We start from the raw sequence: 18,205 nt of genomic DNA on the forward strand, positions 1-18,205 counted from the left end.
ATACTAAAAAATCATGGTGTGAACAGGCGTACTGCAAAAAATAATATCGCATGAAATAACCATCCATTTTCAGATCATTTATTGAGCAGGATTACTGGTATCTACTTGCACCTTTTCACGCATACGAATACCAAGCTCACGTAGCTGCTTGCTATCGACAGGAGCAGGTGCTTGAGTCAATGGGTCCTCAGCGGTCTTAGTTTTTGGAAAGGCAATGACATCACGAATAGAGCTTGCACCTACCATAAGCATAATCAGACGATCCAAACCAAACGCCAAACCTCCGTGCGGCGGCGCGCCAAATTTGAGCGCATCTAGTAAGAAGCTAAACTTCTCTTCAGCCTCAGCTGCATCAATACCTAGTGCTTCAAATACCGCTTGTTGCATCTCAAGCGTATTGATACGTAAACTACCACCGCCGATCTCAGTGCCATTTAGCACCATATCATAGGCGATAGAAAGCGCGGTTGCAGGATTGTTTTTTAGCTCTTCTACCGAGCCTTTAGGTTTGGTAAACGGATGGTGCATTGACGTCCATTTACCATCGTCAGTTTCTTCAAACATGGGAAAATCAGTAACCCAGAGCGGCGCCCACTCGCAGGTTTTCATCTCCAGATCCAAACCGATCTTTTGACGCAGTGCGCCCATCGCATCGTTTACAACGCTAGCTTTATCTGCCCCAAAGAAGATGATATCGCCATCTTGGGCACCGGTACGTTCTATGAGGCTAGCAAGAACTTCATCGGTCATATTTTTGATAATAGGCGACTGTAGTCCTGACTCTTTATCGACGCCATTATTGATCAAGCTTACATCATTAACTTTAATATAAGCTAAACCGCGTGCGCCATAAATACCGACGAACTTGGTATATTCGTCGATTTGCTTACGACTCAAAGAGGCACCATTTGGGATACGCAGTGCCGCTACGCGACCTTTAGCGTCATTAGCAGGACCGGCAAATACTTTAAAATCAACGTCTTGCATCAGGTCTGCAACGTCCACTAGTTTTAGTGGAATGCGCAGATCAGGCTTGTCGGAGGCATAATCACGCATGGCCTCAAAATAAGTCATACGTGGAAAGTCAGCCAGCTCTACACCCAGCATAGTTTTGAATAAGTTTTTGATCAGACCTTCGTTGATATTCATGATCTCTTCTTCATCTAAGAATGAGGTCTCAATATCGACTTGGGTAAATTCAGGCTGACGATCAGCACGCAAGTCTTCATCACGAAAGCACTTAGCGATCTGGTAATAGCGATCAAAGCCTGACACCATCAGGAGCTGCTTAAACAGCTGCGGCGACTGCGGCAGCGCGAAGAAATTGCCCGGACGTGTACGTGATGGCACTAGATAATCACGTGCGCCCTCTGGAGTGGCACGAGTCAAGATAGGGGTTTCAACATCCAAAAAGCCATGATCATCTAAATAACGACGAATGGTAGAGGTGGCTTTGGCGCGAAACACCATACGTTCTTGCATCTGCGGGCGACGCATATCGAGATAGCGATACTTTAAGCGCAAGTCCTCTGATACGGTCATGTTCTCATCATTTAATGGAAATGGCGGGGTATCAGATTTGGCTAATACTTCAATCTCTTTACCCAATAGCTCGACTTGACCACTGGTCATATTTGGATTTTCGGTACCTTCGTAGCGGCGGCGCACTCGTCCTGTAATTTTGAGTACATACTCAGGGCGTACCGCATCGGCAGTAGCAAAAGCCTCAGGAGTATCGGGATCAACGACGACTTGCAGAATACCTGCACGGTCGCGCATATCTAAGAAAATAACCCCACCATGATCGCGGCGACGATGTACCCAGCCGACGATAGAGATGGTTTGTTCAAGTAAGTTCTCGGTTACAGCGCCGCAATACTCATCTCGGTATTTACTGTGTGTGGTCATTTCACTTTGCGTCATAATATTTGTTGTCCAGTTGTTTGCTTAATTCAAAGAGTATTACTGCCGCCATAAATCAAAATTAACGACAAAAAACAGCTTACAAAACGTGATTAATATTAATCATCGTTACGATAGCTGTAGAGAATTTTATATAGACGCATATTATGCCTAATGTGCCTTTGTTATACAACTCTGTCACGTAATCCAATATGAGCACAAACGTATAGTTTGTAGTTATAGTATAAGTATAGAGGTATGGCTGTACTATAGAGCCGAGTACCATCAAACCGCTACAAATCTCATCGACTTGCTTGAAAATGAGCGGTCGCGCGCGCATATCATTTTAAGAACAATTTATAATATAAACCAGCCAGGCTTTTACTTAAGCTATTACTCAAGGAAAATCATTTATGCTATTTAATCCATCAAAAAATCCTGTCGAGCTCAAAGTACGTCATCTCAACAAAACCCAGCAGCAGCGTCAAGAAGACTTGTTAGAGGCTACCCAAGGTAAATCTGCGCTAAAGCATTTTAAAAAGAGCATGGCAAAAAAAGCTAAAAAGTTATCGAAAGATAAAGCCAAGGGCGAGAGTAAACAGGTCTTTGTACTTGACTTTGATGGTGATATTAAAGCCTCTGCAGTCAAGCATTTGCGTGAGGAGATTAGTACCTTAATTAGCACCGCTAATAAGGGTGATGAAGTAGTCATTCGTCTCGAATCAGCGGGAGGATTAGTACACGGTTATGGCCTAGCAGCAGCGCAGTTGGCACGCTTAAAAGATGCCGGTCTCAAGCTAACAGTCTGCGTGGATAAAGTGGCTGCTAGCGGTGGTTATATGATGGCCTGCGTTGCAGATAATATTATAGCAGCGCCTTTTGCTGTTATTGGTTCAATCGGTGTGGTCTCGCAGCTACCAAACTTTCATAAGTGGCTCAAAAATCACGATGTTGATTATGAGATGTTCACCGCCGGCGATTATAAGCGTACCGTAACTTTATTCGGTGAAAATGACGACGAAGATCGCGCTAAATATCAAGAGGAGCTCGAACAAACGCACGAGCTATTTAAGCACTTTGTCAATCGCTACCGCGCTATGCTTGATTTGGACAAAGTCGCTACAGGTGAGCATTGGTACGGCGAAGACGCTGTGCATCTTAATCTTGTCGATCATCTGCAAACCTCAGACAGTTATATTTTAGAGTTGATGGATGACAATCAAGTTTATGCTGTGCATTCTCGTCAAAAACCAACCCTTGCCGAAAAGCTGGGATTTTCGCAAGCAGCAGAAGCGACACTTAATATGGCTATTGATAAGCTGCCAGAGGCGATGCTGCGGTTTGACCTTGCTAGTCGTTTGAATATTTTAAAATAATAAACAGCAGATAGTATTCATGTAGCTATACTAAAGGCGTGACCCAGCAGGTTACGCCTTTTTTGCTGTTTATTCACGAGGGCTGTGTTATAAATGTAGCATATGAAAAACAGTAAACGTCCGTACACCGTGCTGCTATCAACGCTTACAAATACTTATAAGTGTAATATCAATGTCAAACAAGGAAGAGAATAACTATGACTAACAATACCTTAATGTTTACCACTACAGAACATGGTCAAACCATGCACACAAAAGTTAAAGAGTTCATCGAAACGCAGATTGAACCAATGGAGGCACAGTTTTGGCAAGATTGCCATGAGCTAAACCCTGATGGTAATTGGGAGAACTGGCGCTGGCCTGAAGCTTATGAAGCTCTACGCCAGCAGGCACGCAAAGCAGGTCTTTGGAATTTGTTTCTTCCCGACGAGACCCTAGGCGCAGGCTTGTCTGTCACTGACTACGCTCCTATCGCCGAGTTGACCGGACGTAGTATATTAGCGCCGCATATCTTTAACTGTAACGCTCCTGATAGCGGTAATATGGAGCTGTTATGGCGCTATGGTAGTGAAGAGCAGCAAGATCGATGGTTGACGCCTCTGCTCGCGGGTAAGACGCGCTCAGTGTTTTGTATGACCGAGCCTGATGTGGCCTCAAGTGATGCCACCAATATGCAGGCCACAGCAGTGGTTGAAGGCGATGAGATCGTCATCAACGGTAGCAAATGGTGGTCATCGGGTCTTGGCGATCCAGCGGTTGATCTATTGATCGTCATGGCTTATACGCCTGATGAGAGTAAAGATCGTCATCAGCAGCACTCTATGGTACTCGTACCTGTCAAAACCGCTGGCGTCAAAATTGAGCGTATGCTCAAAGTATTCGGCGATTATGATGCGCCGCACGGTCATGGTGAAGTCAGCTTTGACAATGTCCGCGTCCCTGCTGATAGCTTTATCGGCGGGCCTGGTATGGGCTTTGAGATTGCCCAAGGCCGCCTAGGACCTGGTCGTATTCACCACTGTATGCGCTGTATTGGCGCAGCCGAGAAGTCGCTGGAGCTTGCGGTACATCGCGGTATGAAACGTACTGCTTTTGGCAAACCTTTATTGCAACTGGGCGGAAATTTAGAGCGCATCGCTGAGGCTCGTATTAAAATTGATCAAGCACGCTTATTGACGCTATATGCTGCACAAAAGATGGATAGTCAGGGTACAAAAGCGGCATTGACTGAAATATCAGCGATCAAGGTAGTAGCGCCAACCGTGCTACAAGAAGTGGTCGATATGGCGATACAAATCCATGGCGGTATGGGCGTTTGCCAAGATACTATGTTGCCTGCTTTTTATGCGCAGGCACGCGCGTTACGCTTAGCTGATGGCCCAGATGAGGTGCACAAAACCATGATTGCTAAATTAGAGCTTAAACGTCATGGCTTTCGCCGCAAATCTCAATCTAGCAAATCTTAGTTATAGTTGTGGATTTTCTAAAATAGCTTAAGTAAGTATAACCAAATTAATATAAAACAATCAGGTGATAAGGACTGTCGAATGGCAAATCAAAGTAACAGTGATAACAAAACTAATTCTGCTAACGATGACCCGATAAATGAGAAAGTATTAGATAAAGGTGGCGATATTCGTAGTGGCGAGGAGCTTGATGCCGAAGCGGTTAGTAACTGGTTACGAGCACAAGACATCGACGTTAGTGGCGAGCCTAAAGTGACACAATTCTCAGGCGGCGCGTCCAACTGGACTTATCGTTTGGAGTATGACAACCAAGATTTGATTTTGCGTCGTCCGCCCAAAGGGACTAAGGCTAAATCCGCTCATGATATGGTACGCGAATATACCGTACAAAAAGCTCTAAAAGATGCTTATCCGTATGTACCCAAAATGATCGCTCTGTGTACTGATGAAAGTGTTATAGGTGCTGATTTTTATATTATGGAGCGGATGGAGGGTATCATTCCTCGGGCTAATTTGCCAAAAGGAGTCAATCTTTCTACTCAGCAAACACGTGAATTATGTACCAATGTCATTGATGCTTTGATTGAGCTGCATGAAGTCGACTATCAAGATCATCCTGATCTAGTAGCACTTGGCCGCGGTGAGGGTTACTGCGAGCGTCAAGTGAGTGGCTGGAACAAACGTTACGTCAAGGCCAAGACGCCCAATGTGCCAAGCTACGCCCTAGTGCGGCAGTGGCTCACTAAGCACACGCCAGCAGATAGCAAAACCTGCGTTATTCATAATGACTGGCGTTTTGATAATGTAATATTAGATGCCAATGATCCCACTGAGGTAATTGGCGTACTTGATTGGGAGATGGCAACCTTAGGCGATCCATTAATGGACTTAGGTAGCGCTCTTGCGTACTGGATTGAGGCTGATGATAATTTAGTTATGCAGCAATCACGGCGGCAGCCCACCCATTTGGATGGCATGATGACTCGTGATGAGGTCGTCGCTTACTATCTTGACAGGACAGGACTACAAGTTGACAATTGGACGTTCTATGAAGTCTTTGGACTGTTTCGCTTAGCCGGTATTGTGCAGCAGATTTATTATCGTTATTACCATAAGCAGACCCAAAACCCTGCTTTTAAAAACTTTTGGATTATTAATCATGTATTACATGCTAAGTGTCTTAAACTAATTGCTCAATATGAAGGCGCGGCTTTATTTACCAGTCATGTACAGCCGCACTTGCAGGATAGGGGCGTAGATGCTGATATGATTAATCAGCTGCCAAGCCCTGTACAATCGATCGTCAAGAGTATTTTGCCAAAAAGCTATTTCGATAACTTATAAAATGTAAGACTAGGGATCATCTTAATTATGACAACTATTTTGTTGGCAAGGCATGGCCAGGCCTCATTTGGACAACAAAACTACGATCAGCTCTCAAAGCTTGGCTGCACCCAAGCAAGCTTGCTCGGTCAACATTACGCCAATACTCAGCGCCGTATTGACGCCGTATTTAGTGGCAACTTAGTTCGGCAACGCGACTCTGCGCGTCACTTTTGGGAAGCCTATCAGCACTCAGTAACTGCCAGCTCAAATGAGCCTATATTGGACTTATCAGCTCCTGAGAGTTATGTGATTGACGAGTTTGCTGAATTTAATCACAAAGACGTTTTTGTCAAATCAAACCCTGCTTTTACCAGTCAGGCTGCTATAGATGCAGAGCTTGCCAAAGCGGACGCGCCCAAAGATCGTTTAGGCGAGTTGTTTCATTTGGCTATGCAGCGCTGGCACGCAGGCGATAGTGATACAGATTATATTGAGAGTTGGCCACAGTTTAGTAACCGCGCCCAAAAAGCTCTTGAGCAAGTGCAAAATCGAGTAGCGCAAATGAATCATCTACAGCATAATAGTACCGTGCTGGTATTTACTTCAGGCGGCGTTATTGCTGCGATTACTGCTAAATTGCTCCATCAAGGTAGTCAAACGGCTTATCAAATTAATAGAAGCCTGGTCAACACTGGGGTAACCTCCATCATGTTACCTAATCAAACCCCAAATCTGTTATCTTTGAATGAATACAGTCACTTGTTCGATAAAGGTGAGCGTTTTGTAACTTGGCGCTAATGAATATATTAACTAATAACAGCATAGTTTACAGACATGCTAGCTATGGTTGTGAGTGTATTATAAATACTTCGGTGTAAGAATAGTTTTGATACACAACCACTATCCTTATACTCAAAGATAGACATTATAATACTCTTTTATTTTCTAATACTTTTCTGATAGCGTACATTTTATTGTAGTACTGTACAAAAATATCCAAAGGATGGTCTATGCAACATAAGCTTAAGAACTTGATGACGCAAACGGTCAAAAATGGCAAAGATCAGGTGTCGAGTGCTTTACAACCAGCACGCTATTTAAAAGGTCTAACCAAGCAGCAAGTGGGACAGGGCAAAACCGTATTGATCACAGGTGCCAGCTCAGGTCTTGGCGAGGGTATGGCAAGATTGTTTGCAAAACTGGGTTACAATTTGGCTATCTGTGCACGTCGTAGCGAACGCTTAGAACAATTAAAAGCAGAGCTGATGGAACAATATCCTCAAATTCGTATTGAGTATCGAGTATTAGATGTCGCCGACTATGATGCCATATTTGAGGTGTTCAACGCTTTTGCAAAAGACTTTAGTCATATTGATCGTGTGATTGTTAATGCAGGTGTTGGCGAGAGCCGCCGTATTGGTAAGGGTCGTTTTGAGACCAATCGCCGTACTGCTGAGATTAACTTTATATCGGCACTAGCGCAGTGTGAAGCGGCGATGAAAATATTTCGCGATCAAAACAGTGGTCATCTAGTAGTGATATCAAGTATGTCAGCTATGCGCGGTTTACCTAAACATATGACTACATACGGTGCCAGTAAAGCAGGTCTAGCTCATTTGGCAGAAGGCATCCGTGCTGATATGCTACTTGATAAGCTGCCTATAAAAGTATCTACTATTTATCCCGGTTATATTCGTACCGAGATCAATACCAATGCCAAGCCGTTACCGTTTGAGGTAAACGCTGACAAAGGCACGCGGGCTATAGTTGCAGCGATTGAACATGAAGTCACGGAAGCCTGCGTACCCAGTTTGCCTTGGTCTATCGTAGGTCACGCTATGAAACATTTACCCCTTAACGTAGTCAATAAAATAAGTTAATTCACTAAACCTAACTGGTAGTAAAAAGACCCTTTAAATATTTAAAGGGTCTTTTTTAGTTTTATGCCTGACTCCAAAATAGAGTAATGTCTTTTGTGTTAAGCATAGTGTGTTAAGCCTAATGTTTTACGCATAGTTCGCCAGATGGTGCTCACGTAATTGTTGCCGCAATACTTTGCCAACATTAGATTTTGGCAGCTCACTGACAAATTCAATATGCTGTGGGCATTTATAGCCCGTAAGATTATCTAGCGCAAAGTCCTTGATAATCTCTTTAGTGACATTGTTGTCTGCTGGTATTACATATAATTTAATAGCTTCCCCTTGACGCTCATCAGGAATACCGATTACCGCGCAGTCAACAATGCCATCACAGTCGAGCATAACTGATTCAAGCTCGTTTGGATAGACGTTGAATCCTGACACCAAAATCATATCTTTTTTGCGATCGAGTAAAGTCAAATAGCCTTTTTCATCCATACTCACAATATCGCCAGTACGAAAGTAGCCGTCTTTAGTAAAAACATCCTGATTATTATGATTAAAATAACCTGAGGTAACATTTGGGCCTTTGATACACATCTCACCAGCCTGATGGGTACTGACCGGCTCGTCGTGTTCATCAATAATAATGATATCTATACTGGCTCCTGGAATGCCAATAGTACCGTTGAATTTATCATCTGTAATAATATTGGAGGTGCCTACTGCGACGCATTCTGTCATACCCCAACCTTCGATCATAGGACAGCCAGTAACGTCTAGCCATTGCTCTGCTGTCTGCTTAGTTGCCGCCATCCCGCCTGCTAATGAGATACGTAGTGAGCTAAAATCTAGATATTTGAAGTTTGGCTGAGCTAGCAAGCCTTTAAATAGCGTGTTGACACCAGGAAAGATGTGAAAAGGCTGCTTAGATAATGTTTTGACAAACCCTGGCATATCACGAGGATTGGGTACGAGTATAAAAGTGTAGCCTGAACGCATACCGAGTAAGCTAAGCATAAAGGCAAAAATATGATACAGCGGCAGCGCCATGACCATATTAATATAGGCGTCTGCAAACTCTGTAGTGATAGGACGAGTCCAAGCTTCCGACTGTAAAGCTGCTGCGACAACATTACTCTGAGACAGTAGGGCACCTTTTGATAGTCCAGTAGTACCGCCAGTATATTGCAAAAAAGCAGTCTGCTCTAACGTCGTCTTTGGGGGCTCAAAAGGTAAATTTTTACCCTGTTTGAGTACTTCAGGGAACTTAGTCACTTCATGTTTGGGGTCGTTGAGTTTGTATTTAGGAACCAAACGTTTGACTTGGCGAATGATCGTATTGACCAAAACACCTTTGAATCCCATCATATCGCCCATTTTGGAGAGGACGATACGCTCGATAGCTGTTTCATCGACTACTTGTTCGAGCGCTTGGGCAAAATTATCAACGATGAATATTACTTTCGCGCCAGAATCATTTAACTGATGACGCAGCTCGCGTCCCGTATATAGAGGATTGATAGGGGTACAAATAAAACCTGCACGTAGTATACCTATCATAGTAGGTAGATACTGCGGAACATTCGGCATCATCAAGGCTACAACACTACCTGTAGGCAAATTTTGTGCTTGTAGCCATGCGGCAACTGCTAAGGATGCTTCATCGACATCACCATAAGTATGGGTGACGCCCATACAAATACTCATCGGATGCATCCGAAAGCGGTTAAAGCATTCGCCGTATAGCTCTATCAAGCTACTATATTGATTAGGATTAATACTCTTAGGTACATTAGAGGGGTATTGATTCAACCACGGTTTGTCCATATTCATTGTCATAGTCCTTAAGTATAATGATAGCTATAAAAGGGCTGACAAGAAGACGTTCATTGAATAGTTGTATTTGCTAAAACATCTACTAATTTAAACGATTAGCTTACACAATGAACCAACATCCTTGTCCATCAATACGCTATGACATACTTATTCACTAGTAGTTGACATCATATAGATCGATATCTTACTTTTCATCTAATATAAGCGCTTATCAGTTATAAGATTGCATTAGGCTACTATATTAAGTTTAGTCTACGAAATAGCTACTAGATAATAATAAAGATCATATTGTATTCTTACTAAATAGTAACATGTACGTAACTTAATATTATATTCCATCACATAAACTGAATAGTTTATAAAAAATAGTAGACAATTGACTATATAAATGAGTCAACATAAGCCTGACCAATCACCTATAAATTCTCACAGGTTATCGATTATCATCAGGATTATGGAGAAGTAAAGCAAACACTCACAAAATCATTGTGTTTTGTTGTGGGTACTGACCGCTTGTTGAATAACCTCTTGCAGCTTCTTGGGTACTCGTATTGGCCGTATTGGTGAGTTATTAGTAGTAGTAGCTAAGCTTGAGGAGTGAGCATCTGTTGAGGGCGATGATTCAGGCTTGGCTTGATTTTGGACACAAGCAATTACAATTTTGGCACTACTGAGCAAGGTATCTAAACTTTTAGCGTTAGGATTTTGTGTCTCTTCTTGTGCTGACAAACCACGATGAATGCTTTGATAAAATATAATGCTGGCAGGTTTTAGTTCAACCTTATCAATTTGTACCTCGATGATTTCATCTAAAAGAATAGCTTTACGATATTTAAGGTCGATTTGACTGACTACAAAGTGCTGAATCTGACCATCATCATCGTGCAAAAAGTAACCGTTTAAGCCAAGCTTAGTAAACCAGTCGCGGCGGCAGTTTTCAAAGAATACCAAATGATTGGCATGGTAGACTATACCGCCTGCGTCGGTATGATTGATATAGATACGATAGTCGGTAGCAAATAATGGTGAGGTAGGAGCGTTTGATGTTGAGGTAGTCATAATTGGACTCGTAGAGTATCTAGTGAGAAGTGTCTAGTAAATGGCAAGACAATATTTGTTCTGTATATAAAATAAATTTTCTACTTTAACTTAAGATAAGTGTCCACGCAATACTTAGCGCACTGCAAGTCTGTTATCATAACCGTTTTAATTTGCTCTAAATAAGCTTGCTCAGAAATTGTAATTATTTATATAGGATATCGCATGACCCGTTTTGTCAGTTTTAATATCAATGGTATTCGCGCTCGTCAGCATCAGCTGGAGGCAATACGAGATGTCATCGCTCCTGAGGTCATGGGACTACAAGAAACTAAGGTTCATGACGAACAGTTTCCGCTCAAAAAAGTTGAGAGTTTAGGTTATCATGTCGAGTATTTCGGTCAAAAAGCACATTATGGTGTAGCGCTATTATCTAAAGCTGCTCCTATATTTGTACAAAAAGGCTTCCCTTGGGAAGATGATGACGCGCAAAAGCGTTTTATTCATGCGCGCTATGAATTACAAGGGCGCGAGGTTGATGTGTTAAATGGTTATTTTCCGCAGGGTGAAAGCGAAGATCATCCTATTAAATTTCCGATGAAACGCGCTTATTATGCTGATTTGATCGCCTATATCGATACTCTAAAAGCAGAAGGACGCTCACTTATTATTATGGGTGATATGAATATTGCACCTGAGGATATTGATGTCGGGATTGGCGAGGCCAACGCCAAACGCTGGCTTAAAAATAGAAAAACCTCATTCTTACCTGAGGAGCGCGAATGGTATAGTGAGTTGATGGCGCGTGAGCTGACAGATACCTATCGTTTGCATTATCCAGAGAGTACGGAGCTGTACAGCTGGTTTGACTATCGTAGTCGCGGCTTTGATGATGATCCTAAGCGCGGTCTACGTATCGATCATATTCTTTGCAGCGCTGATTTGAAACACCAGTGCGTGGCTGCTGGAATCAGCTATGAGCTGCGAGCTATGGAGAAACCCTCTGATCATGCGCCTATTTGGTCAGCATTTGATTTTAATATCTGATATAAGTAAAAAAGGTTTGTCTCCCAATTATATTTAGATGTTTTATCTTTAGTACCTAAAACTTAGTACTTAAAAATCAGTACTCAAAACTAAACCCTTATCAAGAAGGATTTTAATATGGCTGTTGGCAATACGGCAGTACCCGATACTATTTATTCTATTGATGGCATTAGGCTTAGCGCTACAGCGGCAGGCGTGCGCTACAAGGATCGCGATGATTTAGTCGTGATGGAGATTAATGATACGGCAACTACTGCGGTTGTCACTACCAAAAATACCTTTTGCGCCGCTCCGGTACGGGTGCTTCGTGAGCATTTTGCCAAAACCAGCCCCCGCTATTTGGTGACCAATACTGGCAATGCCAATGCTGGAACAGGGGCTGATGGCAAACGCCGTGCTCAAGAGATCTGCGCTACTTTGGCTAGTAAAGCTGGTGTAGATAGCAGTGCCGTATTGCCGTTCTCAACAGGCGTTATTGGTGAGCCTTTAAACAGTGATGCGGTGATAGCAGGTCTAGATGCTGCACTTGCCAATCTAGCACCAGATAATTGGCTTGCAGCTGCTAACGGTATCCGTACTACGGACACCGTGCCTAAGGTTGCTAGCCAAAAAGTTGAGATCGGTGGCATAAACTACCATATTACTGGCATCTCTAAAGGCTCGGGTATGATACGGCCTAATATGGCTACCATGCTTGGCTATGTGGCGACCGATGCTCATATCGCTGCTGACTTACTGCAAGAGATGTTGACTGCTATCAATGAGCAGTCCTTTAACCGTATCACCGTCGATGGTGATACCTCAACCAATGACTGCTGTGTATTAATTGCTACAGGTACGGCTAGTACCGATGTCATTGATAGCACTGAGCATCCTCATTATCAGCCGCTATTTGCTGCTCTAAGCGCGGTATTTGTACGTTTGGCACAATTAATCGTGCGTGATGGTGAAGGCGCTACTAAGTTTATGACCGTAAAGGTTACTGGCGGCAAAACCACGCAGGAATGCTGTGATGTGGCTTATGCGGTCGCGCACTCGCCGCTAGTCAAAACTGCTTTTTTTGCCAGCGACGCCAATTGGGGGCGAATTTTGGCCGCAGTCGGTTATGCAGGTATTGAAGATTTAGATACTGAACAGGTTGATGTGTGGTTAGATGAAGTTATGATTTGTCAAAATGGCGGTGTAGCACCTGATTATACCGAAGCTGCTGGTAAAGAAGTTATGAGCCGTCCTGAGATTACTATTCAAATTGACTTAGCACGCGGCGACGCTGCTGATACGGTTTATACTTGTGATTTATCTTATGACTATGTGAAGATAAATGCTGACTACCGCAGTTAAAAGCATATATATCTTAAAATTTAAGACTAAATATTGTAGTTACAAACGTTTAGAAACTAAAGCTCTTATAATATGGCTCGTAAACATTGGTTGCAAACATTGACGTTACGTTACAAAGCAGTCATAGAGGCTAGGGTTTTAAATCTCTTATAATCTTCGGGGTACGATAATAAATATTTATGCTTGTAAGATTATAGGATACGATATTCTGATCTATTGGCATCGATTATTATGTTTTGATAAATTAACTGAGGACTATGTAATGAAAAAATTAGCAATCGCCGCATTCGCAGCTACTTTTGCACTAGCAGGTTGTTCTAGTATGGATCTAAACGACCAACGTACCATGGTTGTTGACGGTCAAAAACTTGATGTTAAAGTTGTGAATATCTCAAGCTTTGAAGTAGAAGTTGCACCCCGTAAAGCTATTTGTGAGCGTGTAAACACGGCAGGTGAGATGGTTGAAACTGAGTGCTTACAGTATCGTCAAAGCTATCAGAAAAACTTCAATACGCTAAACGGTGATATTCAAGGGTTTACTTATGAGCCAAACTACCGCTATGTACTAGATGTACGTCAAGAAGCAGTTGCTGATACTGAAGCTGGCGTGGTTAGACCGGTTTGGATCTTGAACGAAGTTATCTCAAAAACACCTGAATAATAAAGTTAATCGCTGTTTTATGACAGTGTTCATGATGAACTAATAGTATTAACACAAAGGAGCCTCTAATCTGTTAGAGGCTCTTTTTATTGGCCAATTGATTTATTTTGACTGTCGCTATGAATGATAAGTTATAAGCTGATTATTAACTGATTTAGCATTGACTGTAATTCACACTGACACCGCGAGTAGCGGTAGGGATGCGGTTGTCTGCATAAACAGCAAGACCACCACGCGCCGTCTCTTTATATTTATCCGACATGTCAGCGCCGGTCTGTTTCATAGTTTCAATGGCTTTATCTAACGAGACAAAATGTTGCCCATTGCCGCGGCAAGCAAGACGCGCCGCATTGATGGCTTTGACCGCGCCCATAGCGTTGCGCTCAATACAAGGTACTTGCACCAAGCCGCCAACCGGATCACAAGTCAGACCCAAATTGTGCTCAATACCGATCTCGGCAGCATTAAGACATTTCGCCGGATCACCGCCCATGATCTCCGCTAGCGCAGAGGCGGCCATTGCGCAGGCCGATCCAACCTCGCCTTGACAGCCTACCTCAGCGCCAGAGATTGAGGCATTTTGCTTAATTAAACTACCTATAGCCGTAGCGTTGAGTAAAAAACGGCGTGCACCATCAAGGTTATAATTGGCCAAAAAGTCGCGATAGTAATGCATGACTGCTGGAATAATACCTGCAGCGCCATTGGTTGGCGCGGTGACTACATTGCCGCCGTTGGCGTTTTCTTCATTGACAGCAAGAGCATATAAATCGACCCAGTCCATGGCCGCCAGCTTGTCTGTTTGAGCGATAGGCTGGTCTTGTTCGGCAATAAGCTGTAGGTGTAGGGCTTGGGCGCGGCGTCTAACTTCTAAACCACCAGGCAACGTACCGCTGTTTTGACAGCCTTGCTCCACGCATTTTTGCATTACTTCCCAAATGGCATCTAAATAAGCGAAAATCTCTTCGTCATCGCGAATATGACGCTCGTTTGCCAATATTAGCTCACTGATGCTCAAATGATGCTGCTGACACTGAGTAAGCAGTTCAGCTGCGGTGTTAAAGGGATAAGGGATGCCGTGGATATTAGGGGTAGCATGATCCTCATCAGGATTGGTAGCATCCTCTTCATTGATGACAAACCCGCCACCCACTGAATAATAGGTTTGCTGATAAAAGCTATCATCTATCAATAGAGCACGGATCGTCAAGGCATTAGGATGATAGGGTAGTACCGTATCCCCATACCAATGAATATCGCGCTCAGCATCAAAACCAATGCTATGCTCATTGGCAATATTAAGCTTTTGATCAGAAAAAATAGGTGCCAGATATTGATCGGTTAAGCGTGTATCGATAGTGCTGGGGGTATGACCTAGCAGACCTAACAGTATGGCGGTGTCAGTGGCATGACCTTTACCAGTAGCAGCAAGCGAGCCGTAAAGCTCAATCTCCAGACCTTTAACATCAGTCAATTGAGACTGCTGCTGTAATGACGCCAAAAATAAGTTGGCGGCTACCATTGGGCCTACAGTATGTGAGCTTGAAGGGCCAACGCCAATTTTAAATAAATCAAATACACTAATCATGATAAATTACCAAAAAAATTAGAAAATTTTATAGTAGGACTACAAAATAAAAGACATAGAAGATGAGGACTAGACAGACAGTAATGAAGGGCATGAGGTTCTAACAGTAACGAATAATACCTCAAGAATCACTTTTTTTTATCGCTAAATTCCGTTATGATGCACGGCACTGTTAGTTATGTAACATCCTGTAATTTAATAGCGCCTACATTTACTATTGTTCCTTCTATTATATATTGAAATGCGAGCAACCTAAATCAAGTATCACCAATCATTACTCAATACTTTTAGCGCAAGCTACGTTATTTCGTAAAGTCATATAGGAAAAGCGCGCATGACCACACCTAAAGAGCATAATTCTCAATGCTCAGACACTCTACAAGCTAAATCTTTTGATAATAATGCAGCAACGATGAGTCTTACCGATAATCCAGATTTTGAGAATGGACGCTGGTTCCCGACGTGGCGATCATACCAAGGCAATCTTGATCGAGATCCTGTTGGTATTAATGAATATTTACCGCCAACTAAAAGCTTATTGCTCGGAGTGCAGCATACCTTTGCTATGTTTGGCGCCACGGTGCTTGCCCCATTACTGATGGGTTTTGATCCCAATCTGGCTATCTTGATGTCAGGTATTTGTACGGTCATGTTTTTCGTCATAACTGGCGGAAGGATGCCCAGTTATTTAGGTTCAAGTTTTGCTTTTATCGGCCCTGTCATTGCAGTTACAGCTTATACTGGCGTTGGTTTTAACAGTAATCTAGATATTGCCTTGGGCGGCATTATGGCCTGTGGTATCATTTATGCGCTAGTAGGTTTGCTGGTTATGAAGACGGGTACTGGCTGGATTGAGCGTTTAATGCCTCCTGTTGTAACGGGCGCTATTGTGATGATCATTGGCCTTAATTTAGCGCCAGTCACTATCCAAGGCATATCTGCCAATCAGTTTGATGCTTGGATGGCGACCTTGACGGTTCTGTTGATCAGTAGCGTCGCCGTATTTACTCGCGGTATGCTTAGACGCTTGTTACTACTGGCTGGTTTGGTACTGTCTTATATCATCTATTATATTACAACTAACGTTTTGGGTTTTGGCACGCCCATTGATTTTAGTAGTGTGTCTGTCGCCTCGTGGTTTGGTTTACCTAGTCTGCATACGCCGCGCTTTGAGCTGAGTGCGATTGTATTAATTGCACCCATAGCTTTTATTCTGGTTGCCGAAAATCTTGGCCATTTCAAGGCTGTCGAGGGTATGACCAAAGCTCGGGTGACCCCTTATATGGGTCGAGCATTTTTCGCTGATGGTCTAGCAACGACTTTTTCAGCAGGGTTTGGCGGTACTGGGGTTACCACTTACGCTGAAAACATCGGGGTAATGGCAGTCACTAAAGTCTATAGCACTACTATTTTTGTGATAGCAGGTCTGGTTGCTATTATGCTTGGATTGTCACCCAAATTTGGCGCTATCATTCAAACCATTCCTCCAGCATTACTAGGCGGCGCCTCCATCGTGGTGTTCGGCCTGATTGCTATTGCAGGTGCAAAAATCTGGATCGACAGTCATGTTGATTTTACCAAAAACAGCAACTTAATCATCGCTGCTGTTACGGTCATTATGGGTACCGGTAATTTCAGTCTGCATCTAGGTGGTTTTGATTTGGGTGGTATCGGTACCGCAACCTTAACGGCTATTGTGCTTAATGCGTTGTTTAATAGTCAAAAACACTAATACAATAAATTAATAGAGTCGATAGTCTCGTATTTTGTCTAACTGTCGTCTCCATTTATTATTCCTTATGGAGAGGTAGAACCGTCTTACTTATATTTACGTTTATAAAACCGTGCAAAGAACCGATAACGTCTGAGCGCACGCGGCTTAGGTTTAAGTGATCCCAAATAAATAGCAAACATCGTAAGTAGCGCACCGCTCCACTGCAAAGTATTAATAGGTTTATCAAGCCAGCTATAATCGATGAGTAAAGCGGCAATAGGTTCGGTTAGTAGGAGCAGCCCTGTGAGTGCCAGTGATAGCTTCGGGATAGAGTAGGCGATCAGTCCCCAAGCTAGACACTGCATGATAGCGCCGTAAACCAAAATCCAACCAAGCTCCGATAAAGTAGTAGGCATAATATGACCGCTATCAAAGAGGAACATTGGTACTATCATCGCCAGTACACCGCCGATACTAACCAGCTGCATCAGCACAAATATCGGCGTGGGCTCAGTATCATGAGTTTTGCGGATAAAAGTCATAGACGCTGCTAGCATAGCGCCGGATACGATGCCAGCCACAAAGCCCCAAGTAGCCTCAGAGTTATGAGCAAATTCAGGGCTACCGATCATCGCCACACCCAGCATTGCTAAGCATAAGCTGAGCAGTTGCAAAATAGATTGACGTTCATTAAAGTATAAAAACCCGATAGCTGCTAAAAAGAAAATTTGTAAGCTATTGAGTAGCGTCGAGATACCAGGCCCAACTGCATAAATGCTCTCATGCCATAGTGCCAAGTCCAAACCTAAGAACACACCTGATAATAAGCCAAAAACGATAGCACGCTTTGAGCGTGGAAATCTTTGTCCGGTTAGTTTGGCTAGTAGTGCAAATATAATGCCTGAGACCGCCAGTCGCCAAAACGACATCGCCCAACCACCGATATCGACATGAGCGACGATCAAGCTGCCTAAACCAAAAATAATACAGCCGATAGTCATACCGATGGATGCCGAACGTGAAGAAGTCTCAGCCATAAGTTGTC

At 43.2% G+C, this 18,205-nt stretch carries 14 protein-coding genes; 9 read left to right on the forward strand and 5 right to left on the reverse strand.

Annotation, left to right across the window (positions count from 1 at the left end; genetic code table 11):
• Positions 1-78 precede the first annotated feature (78 nt).
• On the reverse strand, positions 79-1,923 hold the full coding sequence (gene aspS, locus ACR63N_RS06505) for an aspartate--tRNA ligase (protein WP_367105994.1): 1,845 nt from the start codon (positions 1,921-1,923) through the stop codon (positions 79-81).
• A gap of 392 nt (positions 1,924-2,315) precedes the next feature.
• Between aspS and sohB the strand changes: the two genes are divergently transcribed.
• The 5 genes from sohB to ACR63N_RS06530 all read left to right on the forward strand — a co-directional run bounded on the left by sohB (position 2,316) and on the right by ACR63N_RS06530 (position 7,950).
• A complete protein-coding gene (gene sohB / locus ACR63N_RS06510; protein WP_367103268.1) occupies positions 2,316-3,278 on the forward strand; it encodes a protease SohB in 963 nt (320 codons plus the stop codon).
• A gap of 215 nt (positions 3,279-3,493) precedes the next feature.
• Positions 3,494-4,744, forward strand: coding sequence for an acyl-CoA dehydrogenase family protein (locus ACR63N_RS06515; RefSeq protein ID WP_367103778.1), 1,251 nt, complete (start codon positions 3,494-3,496; stop codon positions 4,742-4,744).
• A gap of 81 nt (positions 4,745-4,825) precedes the next feature.
• Positions 4,826-6,088 (forward strand): phosphotransferase family protein, encoded by a 1,263-nt coding sequence (locus tag ACR63N_RS06520; protein WP_472782614.1) that lies wholly within the window; start codon positions 4,826-4,828, stop codon positions 6,086-6,088.
• 27 nt (positions 6,089-6,115) lie between these two features.
• Entirely contained in the window at positions 6,116-6,868 is a 753-nt protein-coding gene (locus tag ACR63N_RS06525; RefSeq protein WP_472782615.1) for a histidine phosphatase family protein, read from the forward strand.
• Between the two features lie 380 nt (positions 6,869-7,248).
• Positions 7,249-7,950 (forward strand): SDR family oxidoreductase, encoded by a 702-nt coding sequence (locus tag ACR63N_RS06530; RefSeq protein ID WP_472782722.1) that lies wholly within the window; start codon positions 7,249-7,251, stop codon positions 7,948-7,950.
• A gap of 126 nt (positions 7,951-8,076) precedes the next feature.
• Here ACR63N_RS06530 and ACR63N_RS06535 read toward each other — a convergent pair whose 3' ends face one another.
• Complete coding sequence (locus ACR63N_RS06535) at positions 8,077-9,768, reverse strand: AMP-binding protein (RefSeq protein WP_472782616.1); 1,692 nt, start codon at positions 9,766-9,768, stop codon at positions 8,077-8,079.
• A 486-nt stretch (positions 9,769-10,254) separates the two neighbouring features.
• Complete coding sequence (locus tag ACR63N_RS06540) at positions 10,255-10,830, reverse strand: hotdog domain-containing protein (RefSeq protein WP_472782617.1); 576 nt, start codon at positions 10,828-10,830, stop codon at positions 10,255-10,257.
• Between the two features lie 204 nt (positions 10,831-11,034).
• Here ACR63N_RS06540 and xthA point away from each other — a divergent pair, with 204 nt between their 5' ends.
• The 3 genes from xthA to ACR63N_RS06555 all read left to right on the forward strand — a co-directional run bounded on the left by xthA (position 11,035) and on the right by ACR63N_RS06555 (position 13,858).
• Positions 11,035-11,856 carry an exodeoxyribonuclease III gene (xthA, locus tag ACR63N_RS06545; RefSeq protein WP_367105989.1) on the forward strand — a complete coding sequence of 274 codons (822 nt, stop codon included), beginning with the start codon at positions 11,035-11,037 and terminating at the stop codon, positions 11,854-11,856.
• Between the two features lie 117 nt (positions 11,857-11,973).
• Positions 11,974-13,197 carry a bifunctional glutamate N-acetyltransferase/amino-acid acetyltransferase ArgJ gene (gene argJ, locus ACR63N_RS06550; RefSeq protein WP_472782618.1) on the forward strand — a complete coding sequence of 408 codons (1,224 nt, stop codon included), beginning with the start codon at positions 11,974-11,976 and terminating at the stop codon, positions 13,195-13,197.
• Between the two features lie 262 nt (positions 13,198-13,459).
• The gene (locus ACR63N_RS06555) at positions 13,460-13,858 is read left to right on the forward strand and encodes a DUF4377 domain-containing protein (RefSeq protein ID WP_367103260.1); all 399 of its coding nucleotides are present in this window, start codon (positions 13,460-13,462) and stop codon (positions 13,856-13,858) included.
• Positions 13,859-14,012: 154 nt separating this feature from the next.
• Here the strand turns inward: ACR63N_RS06555 and ACR63N_RS06560 are convergent, their stop codons facing one another.
• Positions 14,013-15,446, reverse strand: coding sequence for an L-serine ammonia-lyase (locus ACR63N_RS06560; RefSeq protein ID WP_472782619.1), 1,434 nt, complete (start codon positions 15,444-15,446; stop codon positions 14,013-14,015).
• 334 nt (positions 15,447-15,780) lie between these two features.
• Between ACR63N_RS06560 and ACR63N_RS06565 the strand changes: the two genes are divergently transcribed.
• Entirely contained in the window at positions 15,781-17,178 is a 1,398-nt protein-coding gene (locus tag ACR63N_RS06565; protein WP_472782620.1) for a solute carrier family 23 protein, read from the forward strand.
• An 86-nt stretch (positions 17,179-17,264) separates the two neighbouring features.
• Here the strand turns inward: ACR63N_RS06565 and ACR63N_RS06570 are convergent, their stop codons facing one another.
• Positions 17,265-18,197: a DMT family transporter gene (locus ACR63N_RS06570; protein WP_472782621.1), complete on the reverse strand. Its 933-nt coding sequence runs from the start codon at positions 18,195-18,197 to the stop codon at positions 17,265-17,267.
• Positions 18,198-18,205 lie beyond the last annotated feature (8 nt).

This window comes from Psychrobacter sp. M4 (assembly GCF_055699795.1).